Annotated in this window: 8 protein-coding genes; 1 reads left to right on the plus strand and 7 read right to left on the minus strand. The window is 45.7% G+C overall.

Going from position 1 to position 8860, the window contains the following annotated elements:
* Nucleotides 1-25: 25 nt before the first annotated feature.
* From ASG89_RS20440 to ASG89_RS20465, 6 genes are all read right to left on the minus strand, one after another.
* Nucleotides 26-1312, minus strand: coding sequence for a YycH family regulatory protein (locus tag ASG89_RS20440; protein WP_057312928.1), 1287 nt, complete (start codon nt 1310-1312; stop codon nt 26-28).
* On the minus strand, nt 1306-3144 hold the full coding sequence (walK, locus tag ASG89_RS20445; protein WP_057312929.1) for a cell wall metabolism sensor histidine kinase WalK: 1839 nt from the start codon (nt 3142-3144) through the stop codon (nt 1306-1308). The genes ASG89_RS20440 and walK overlap by 7 nt, the downstream gene beginning before the upstream one ends.
* A 2-nt stretch (nt 3145-3146) precedes the next feature.
* Nucleotides 3147-3866: a response regulator YycF gene (gene yycF / locus ASG89_RS20450; RefSeq protein ID WP_056622616.1), complete on the minus strand. Its 720-nt coding sequence runs from the start codon at nt 3864-3866 to the stop codon at nt 3147-3149.
* A gap of 181 nt (nt 3867-4047) precedes the next feature.
* Nucleotides 4048-5607 (minus strand): M23 family metallopeptidase, encoded by a 1560-nt coding sequence (locus ASG89_RS20455; RefSeq protein ID WP_057312930.1) that lies wholly within the window; start codon nt 5605-5607, stop codon nt 4048-4050.
* A gap of 317 nt (nt 5608-5924) precedes the next feature.
* The gene (locus ASG89_RS20460) at nt 5925-6599 is read right to left on the minus strand and encodes a hypothetical protein (protein WP_057312931.1); all 675 of its coding nucleotides are present in this window, start codon (nt 6597-6599) and stop codon (nt 5925-5927) included.
* 254 nt (nt 6600-6853) lie between these two features.
* Complete coding sequence (locus ASG89_RS20465) at nt 6854-8140, minus strand: adenylosuccinate synthase (protein WP_057312932.1); 1287 nt, start codon at nt 8138-8140, stop codon at nt 6854-6856.
* A gap of 263 nt (nt 8141-8403) precedes the next feature.
* Here ASG89_RS20465 and ASG89_RS38240 point away from each other — a divergent pair, with 263 nt between their 5' ends.
* Entirely contained in the window at nt 8404-8538 is a 135-nt protein-coding gene (locus tag ASG89_RS38240) for a hypothetical protein (RefSeq protein WP_268795637.1), read from the plus strand.
* A 239-nt stretch (nt 8539-8777) separates the two neighbouring features.
* Here ASG89_RS38240 and ASG89_RS35740 read toward each other — a convergent pair.
* A partial coding sequence (locus tag ASG89_RS35740; protein ID WP_157276738.1) for an IS3 family transposase occupies nt 8778-8860 on the minus strand: 83 nt, incomplete at its 5' end.

Consider the following 8860-nt stretch of genomic DNA (forward strand, 5'->3'; position numbering starts at 1 on the left):
CACCAACCCTTCCCTGTCAGCCTGTCTATTCAATGAAATCATACGTGCCATCACGCAGCTCGATTGCCCATGTACTGGTTAATGTTACTGTCTTATCCGAAATCACCGGACGATACGCTGGAAATATAGAAATGATGCTGGATCGACGCTGGTAGTATTGTAATCGTTGCTCGATCAAATCTACTGACATCAACTCATTCTCTTTGCGTTGCCCAGACTTCAGATCAGGAATCACCATCGAGCGCTCGAATCCTGAGATTACACCTTTCTGCACTTGCATATTCATCGTGCCAAAGCCTTCTGACTGTGCGGTTACAATCGGAAGTGATTCATAGTACTGGCGGAATATGAAGGTCTGGTTGTCCAACTGTTTCTCCGGAGTGCGGGCTACCATATATCTGCCATCCCAACCAATATGCTGATTGATAAATTTGATGCCTGCCATCAAATCTTCCAACACCTCGGTTTTACTAGTTGCAGGTGCTACCGGATCGAAATACGTCACCCACCGTTGGTCTCGATTCAATTGGAAGCCACGCTTACTATCGGTGTAGATTTCGGAGCCATCCCGTTCTTTCAGATAGCGAGTAATGCCAGGGTCAACGAACAAGCTTTGCTTCAATTGATCTGCCGTAAGCTGTGTATACGTGAACGTATAGCTAGGTAGATGCAGCGTTTTCAATGGCAGGTAATAATCACCGCTATTCATAGCTTTGAATAAATTGCTCGGCTCGCCATAGGCCACGAAATTCTCAACGTCCTTACTCGTGAAGTCCGCCCCAATAACTTCATAACCAACACCTGGCGAATCTGTGAAAAAGAATGCACGAACCTCATCATTCGTCCCTTTGGAGTAGATCCAAATCTTCGTGATTTTATCATTCTCAACGGGAACTTCTCCTTCGATTCGGAATAACTGCTGCAGAATGGAGAACGGAATGCCTTCCCGGAATCGAATCTCCACACCAAGCTGTTTGGTCCGAACTTCTTCCCAGTTCACATTGACGAGATACATCGACGTCTTGCGGAAGCCTTTGAAGCTGCGCTGCTTAATATTATCCAGTAATCTGGTGTAGTAGTAATTGCTTGGGTATAGCACAGAATGCTGCTGATTTCCTAAGTGAATGATCAGTTGATCGGGAAATAGCATATCAGATAGCTCCGCTTGCTTACCGAGCGTCTCTGTCTGTACATAGTTACTTTGCCTAATCGGCTCGATCTTCGGAGGGCTGTATGAAGCTAAGATAAAGCTCTGATACAAGCTTGTTCCAATCAATAGAACGAGCAGGACTGATTTCAGGCTCTCTACCATACTTCACCCTCCTCTTCCTGCCTAATCGGCAACGTAAATACGACGCGCGTTCCTTGACCCAGCTCTGACTCTAATGCGATCGTCCCTCCATGCGCTTTCACTATTTCCCGGGCAATGGACAGACCTAGACCTGTGCCTCCCATATTGCGAGAGCGTGCTTTGTCAACGCGATAGAACCGATCGAATATCCGAGAAAGGTCCTTCTTCGGAATCCCCATCCCATTATCTTGCACGGATATTTCCAGCAATTCTTTATCAATCTTACGAGCTTCCAAGCGAATTGTACCTTCATCACCGGTATATTTAATCGCATTGGAGACCAAATTATCGAGTACCTGATCAATTTTATCGCGATCGAGCAGCAGACTCGTTACGCCATGTTCCACGTGTAACATAATTTGAATTTTTCGTTGCTGCAGCTGAAAAGAAAACCGGTCCGCGACCTCCTCCAGCATCTCGCTGACGAGCGTCGAGGACTTGCTCATCATCGACTGCTTCGAATCGAGTCGCGATAGATGCAAGAGATCCGTTACCAAGCGGATCATCCGCTCAGTTTCACTGCGTGTCACGCTAATGAAGCGTGAGGCGAGCTGCGGTTCCTCGATCGCTCCGTCATCGAGCGCCTCGAGGTAACTCTTGATCGTTGTCAGCGGCGTTCGCAGCTCATGGGAGACGTTCGCTACGAACTCTCGTCTAGCTTGCTCTAGCTTCTCCTGATCTGTTACATCCTGCAGCACCGCAATGATCCCGTTCTGACCCTCGCCACGGCGATGGATCGGCGTAAACGTTATACGAACCGACAATTGGTCATCCTCGTCGTCTGGCAGCTGAATATCCAGCAACGTCGTATTCACTTGCCCTGTCACTAATCCGCGGATTGTATCTATCGGAATCCCGATGACTTCTGATATATCTAACCCTAGCGTTGTTTCCTCTTCCACTTGCAGAATCTGCTTCGCTCGGCGATTCAACACGATGACATGTCCTCTATCATCTGTAGCGATAACGCCATCATTCATATTTGTTAGAATGGAAGCAAGCTTCTCCTTCTCTTCTTCATTGAGTGAGAGGGCCTCTTTCAGCCGATTCATCATAAAATTAAAGGTTTGTCCCAACTGACCGATCTCATCGGTCCCTTGAATCACGACTTGTTGATCGAAATTCCCCTCAGCTACAGCTGTGGCCTGCTTCGTAATCTCTTTAATAGGGTTCGTAATTGTGCTCGTCAAGAGAACACCTAATAACGCAGTCAACCCCAAGGCAATCAACGTCGCCGAAATGAGAATTCGGTTAATAGAACGAATCGTCTTATACACATCTTCCATGGAAGCGATGATGTAGACTGCCCCCAGAACACGAGCTCCACTGCCAACCGGCTTCGCAATAATGATCTTTCGATACCCATCCTCGTCCGTGAAGATCCGCTGATTATCCTTAATTCCTTGCAAGGCCCGGATAACTTCCGGTTGTGTATTTTTTTGCTTCAAGTGACTCGCAACTGACGTGGAGATCACGTTACCATTCGCATCTATGATTTGAATTTCCGCATTATTAATGGAAAAAAGATTGCTCACGAATTCATTTAAATCCGCGTAGGTTTTCTTACCTTCGGTCGCATTTTTGCTCTCCTGGTCCCCCGTCAAATACGATTCAACGAAGCCAGCTAGCAGCGTGACCTGACTATTGCGGGAGGCTAGGAAATCATTCTTAAAATATGTTTCTACCGTCTTATAGAAATACACCCCAATGAGCTGCATCGCGATGAGAATCAGCAGAACATAAATAATAATTAGCTTCGCTTGAATCGACTGAAAGAAGCGGATGCCCTTCATGCTTAGAAGCCTCCGGCTTTAGGACTGCGCATTAAGTAGCCGAGACCCCTGCGCGTCATAATATATTCCGGGCGGCTTGGATCCGTCTCCAGCTTCTCGCGCAGGCGGCGAATCGTCACATCGACGGTCCGTACATCGCCGAAATATTCAAACCCCCACACCGCTTGCAGCAGGTGCTCACGGGTCATCACTTTGCCTGAGTTTTTGGCCAAATATTGAATGAGCTCGAACTCCCGATGTGTCAGATCAAGGGGCGTTCCGTCCTTGTACACCATATACATGTCGTTATCGATAAAAAGCGCATGAATGCGCATCCCATTGCGCTGCGCTTCCGGCTCGTTCGGTGCCGTTTGCACCTTCGTCTGTCTGCGCAGATGCGCTTTCACACGGGCGAGCAACTCCCTGGTGCCGAATGGCTTCGTCACATAGTCGTCTGCGCCCATCTCCAAGCCCAGCACCTTGTCCAGCTCTGTATCCTTCGCTGTTAGCATTATAATCGGCGTATTGAGCTTAGAACGCACCTCTCGGCATACATCCATACCATCCTTCACAGGCAGCATGAGATCAAGCAGGATTAGATCTGGCTGTTCCGAGAACGCAAGCTCTACAGCGCTTCCGCCATCGTATGCACAGATGACCTGATAGCCCTCTTTCTCCAGGTTAAACTTCAAAATATCTGCAATTGGTTGTTCGTCATCCACCACGAGAATTTTCCCAAACATGCGACCACCGCCTACTATAAAGTAACTGACGCTGACACGCCTGATCGCGTGTAGCTGCCAGAGTTAGATCCATTCATCAGCCAGTTATTTCCTACATACTCTCCCTCATTTTAACATACATTTAACTAAAAAGAGACAAGGCCCCCGAGTTGTCCGGTTCGACCTTGCCTCTATTTTTTAACTAGCGATTCAAATATTTCAAAGGATTTTCCAAGCTGCCGCTGCTGTGAACTTCAAAATGCAAATGCACGCCAGTCGAGTCGCCTGTGCTCCCCATAATGCCAATCTTTTCGCCCTTCTCGACGATGGTGCCTGATTTCGTAGTAATTTGGCTTAAATGTCCATAAAGTGTTTCATATCCGTTTAAATGGTTAATTATTATATAATTGCCGTAATCTGACTTGTACCCTGTTTCGATGACTTTGCCATTATCTGCTGCCATAATATTTCTGTTACCTGTGATGTCGATGCCCTTATGTAACTTGCCCCAACGATAACCGAATGTACTTGAGATACTAGGCGAAATGACAGGCCATGCGAACTTCCCTGTACCTTCACCTTTGATGACTTTCGTCCCTTTTTTCACCTTGGCCGTGACGGGTTGATCAATAATTTCTTCATTCACGACTTGCTCTTCGGTCATGAGACCATCGACCTTCGTTACTTGAATCGTCACTTTCTTAAGCCCATTCTTTCCTGGCGAAATCGGTTGGACGACGCCTAAGCGCATCGAATCGTCTTTCACATACTCGGTATCGTATTGAATCTCTTGATTCTTAACGATTTTCTCCGTCGTTTTCACAGAAAGTGTTGGCTTCAGCACGGTAACATCTAATTGATTCCCGATTTTCAGCTTATCATCTTGAATCCCTGGATTATTATCATAAATAAATTGCTTCGTAATGCCTAATTTCTTTGCAATACACGAAACACAGTCACCTTCGACAACCGTGTACTTCGCTGGTGCAACATCACCCGTTTGTAACGTCTTCACGACATCCTCTGGGTTCGCTAACTCCGTTGGATCGATAGGAACTTCCTCTTTATCGACTTTTTGAATGAATTCCACCTTTTCAAGCTCGGATGGCGCTGTTGAAATATCCTCACCTAGACCGGTAGATAAGGCAGCTACTTTTTCGTTATTTTTCCCTTTAGGTGTAAATGGTTCGCTGACTTGAGTTAGAATCTGATCGGCAGTTGCCTGATCCTTCACAATCGCTATCGTCTTGCCATCCACTTTCAGTGCCACACCCACGGGTTGCGGTATGAGCAATTGATCCAAGGAGGAAATAACAGCAGAATCGTCCGTTTTCATATTGTAAGCCCTTTCAGACGTGTAGGTGATTCCGTCTGTTTTGAGCACAACATGAACGTCTGGAAAATTCTTCTGAACATCTAACGGTTTGTTCTTCTTATATTCATCAATTATCTTATTATCGCTTACGATACCTACTTCTTGATTGTTAAGCATCACATGATACACGTCATCCATGCCCGCTTCAACATACTGATGTCCGGTGAACGTAATCACACCCGTAAGTGCAATGACACCTACACCTAGTGCAAGAGTCCATTTATGTCGTTTGATTACCGTTAGTGTCGTGGATGTCGTTACATCAACTGGCTGAACTTCCTCTAGCTGCTTGTCTGATAATGATTCATTTCCGGTCAAGCTTTCTCGCTTAGGCGTGAATCTCTTAACGAGATCCATGACGAAACGCATTCCCCTGAAACCTGTCATGATCTTCTCCCTTTGAACGGTTCTGTATCCCTAGAGCAAATACTCGTAGATACATAAATAAACCTTGATTAGACATAATATCCATTATGCTATCTTTCTTTTGTTAAATTTAACACACTTTCTGTGCCTATTTCAACAAAATACTCGATCACCATGTGATAGATTCGTGTCCACCACCAAAAGAAGTCGCTAAAAGTCTATTTTTTTGTTCGAAATCCCAGCTAATTTACCTGCAAGTTATGAGAAATGACGAAAAGGCATGAAACTTAGTAGGGAAGCTACGGAAGAGATCCATGGGTCAGCAACTCCCCTTTAACCTAATACTTGTTTAAAATGTCTGTTAACTGCGCTAGCTCTTTGTCGCTCAAATATTTCTTAAGTGTCGCGTTTACTTCATCAAGTTCTTGCGTCGTAATCCCATCTTCCAGAATTCCGGAGAGTGTCTGCACCTCTGTCTGTGGCAGCTTAGCGACAACAAGTGAAAATATTTTCATTTTATCATCGCTCGAGAGGGCTTCTTTCTTTTTCGCAAAATCCTCCGTCGACATGACAAGCTCCTTCTTCTCGCTCTCCTCCGTTCGAGCGCTTCCCATCACGGCTATCGCATCGTCTTGATTCGCAGTCGATGTGTCTACACCGCTTGACGAACTAATTCCGCCTACAGGTTGTTGATCATTCGGATTTGGACTTGAACTCGGGCTTGGAAACGCCCCTGACGGGTTCTGATTAGGAGTTGGCGAAGGCTTCGTCGTTGGGGTTTCTTCTGATGCTGTCTTCTTCCCCCCGTCTTTCCCCTTAACTATATTCAGCTCTCCCGCCAATCTTGACGCAAATTCACTAAATTGAATCTTTTTACCCATCGCTGGTAGCTGATATTGTCGAAATATATCCTCCACGTACATGTTCACCACATACCATGTTGTAAACATCGTAATTGATGTAATAAGGACGGTACTTATGACGATTTTACTTAACCAAATTAATAGTTTCATTGGATTGGTATCACTCCTAACATGACTCCCGCCTAGACAGGCTTCTATATGCTTCTCCTCCCAGTATGGACGAAAACCATGCCATTATATCCCTGTAGGCAAAAGAAAAATCCCCTAAGCTGCGAAAGCAGTCTAGAGGATTGTTTAAAATATAGTTAGTATATGTTTCACATCATACAACGGCTATATTTCTCCATAAACGGCTACGCCGTCCTAGGAGGACGGCGTAGCCGTTTATTTTGGGTTATCTATGATTATGCGTAGATAGGACGAACCAAATTCGTTTGCTCACGGTTACGGCCTACGGAGAAGATTGCAATTGGGATGCCTGTAAGCTGAGATACGCGCTCCACATAGTGTCTTGCGTTCTCTGGCAAGTCGCTCAATGTACGAGCTTCTGACACGTCTTCTGTCCAACCTGGAAGCTCTTCGTATACTGCTTCACACTCGGAGATAGCTTTCAAGCTCGCTGGGTAGTGCTCAATCAACTCGCCGCGGTACATGTAGCCTGTGCAAATTTTGACTGTTTCTAGACCAGTTAGAACGTCGATAGAGTTCAAGGACAAGCCCGTGATGCCGCTCACACGTCTTGCATGACGTACAACTACACTGTCGAACCAGCCAACACGACGTGGACGACCCGTTACTGTACCGTATTCGAAGCCTTTTTCACGAATCCAAGCGCCGATTTCATTGTCCAATTCCGTTGGGAATGGACCGTCGCCGACACGTGTCGTATAAGCTTTAGCCACACCGATAATGTTGTGGATCTTCGTCGGGCCTACACCTGAACCGATACACACACCGCCAGCTGTTGGGTTCGAAGAAGTTACATACGGGTATGTCCCTTGATCGATATCCAACATAACGCCTTGCGCGCCTTCGAACAATACTCTACGACCTTGGTCAATGTATTCGTTCAAGATTACGGAAGTATCTTTGACATATGGACGAATCACTTCTGCGTACTCGAGGTACTCTTTAAGGATTGGCTCCACATCAAGACCTGTCGAACCGTAGACTTGCTCGATCAATACGTTTTTCTCAGCAACGATTCGACGAAGCTTCAATTCGAACTCTTCTGCATCCATCAAATCCGCGATACGAATACCGTTACGAGCAGCTTTATCCATGTAAGCAGGGCCGATTCCTTTGCGTGTCGTACCGATTTTGCTATCGCCTTTACGATCCTCTTCCAGACCGTCAAGTACCAAGTGATACGGCATAATGACATGCGCGCGGTCACTGATGTTCAAATTCGTAGTTGTAAAACCATTATCATGAATGTAATTAATTTCTTCAATGAGTGCAGCCGGATTAATAACCATCCCATTCCCGATTACACAAGCTTTATCTTTGTAAAAAATACCGGAAGGAATCATCGTCAGCTTATACTTCTTCCCGCTGATAATGATCGTGTGGCCTGCATTGTTACCACCTTGATAACGAGCAACAACCTCAGCAGATTCCGCTAAGAAATCCGTAATTTTACCTTTTCCTTCATCTCCCCATTGCGTACCGACAACAACAACCGTTGACATATGCACTTACCTCCGTACGGTGACTAGTCACCCATAATGAGCCGTTATGGCTGTAAGACCACAGAGAAAAGTTGGACTTCATTAAAGCGCTAAAGCGTTCAGCGTCCATTGCACTTTCCCTCTGGCGATTCTGGTGATGCAACTACCTCTATTCACTGCTACACGCGGCAACAGATAAGAGAGCTAACTCTCACTTACTCACCGCAAAGGAAGATCTGGTCTCTTTCGGCAGTGATCTGCAGGAAGGAAACCCACCCTTCGGCATGAAAAAACGACCTTATTTCGAGTTACCTGCTTCGAGCCGGCTTGTCGATCAAGGTTTTTTCACCGTCTTTAGTTTAGCAGTCCCCCATGCCAAAGTCAATGAAAAACGAACGATTATAGGGGTGTCTGTATAATTGTTCGGAAATAACGCAAACTATTTCGTTGCTGCTGCTAAAAGAAAGAAAACCTCTCGCTTTGCCCACTCCATATGGCTTCTGTTCCCCATAAGATTCCTCTTAAGGGCATTTATTATGTCTGTTTGATGGAAAAATGCCGGAATGCCACTCAATTACCGACAACATTGCGGCTCACCCCTCGACAAACAAAAAGCAGCCGTCAATATGAAGTGACCCCTTAAAGTTAGACATATATATTAAGCAACCTGTTGGGCATGGGCTCGGTATTGTACTGGGCTCATGCCTTTTAATTTTGACTTTATCCGTTTGTAATTGTAGA

Origin of the sequence: Paenibacillus sp. Soil766, assembly GCF_001428105.1 — a bacterium.
GTDB lineage: Bacteria > Bacillota > Bacilli > Paenibacillales > NBRC-103111 > Paenibacillus_E.

Coding starts and splice junctions, on each gene's coding strand:
- ASG89_RS20460 (WP_057312931.1), bottom strand. CDS start 6,599: ATGAAACTATTAATTTGGTTAAGTAAAATCGTCATAAGTACCGTCCTT.
- walK (WP_057312929.1), bottom strand. CDS start 3,144: ATGAAGGGCATCCGCTTCTTTCAGTCGATTCAAGCGAAGCTAATTATT.
- ASG89_RS20455 (WP_057312930.1), bottom strand. CDS start 5,607: ATGACAGGTTTCAGGGGAATGCGTTTCGTCATGGATCTCGTTAAGAGA.
- ASG89_RS20440 (WP_057312928.1), bottom strand. CDS start 1,312: ATGGTAGAGAGCCTGAAATCAGTCCTGCTCGTTCTATTGATTGGAACA.
- ASG89_RS20465 (WP_057312932.1), bottom strand. CDS start 8,140: ATGTCAACGGTTGTTGTTGTCGGTACGCAATGGGGAGATGAAGGAAAA.
- yycF (WP_056622616.1), bottom strand. CDS start 3,866: ATGTTTGGGAAAATTCTCGTGGTGGATGACGAACAACCAATTGCAGAT.
- ASG89_RS38240 (WP_268795637.1), top strand. CDS start 8,404: ATGAAAAAACGACCTTATTTCGAGTTACCTGCTTCGAGCCGGCTTGTC.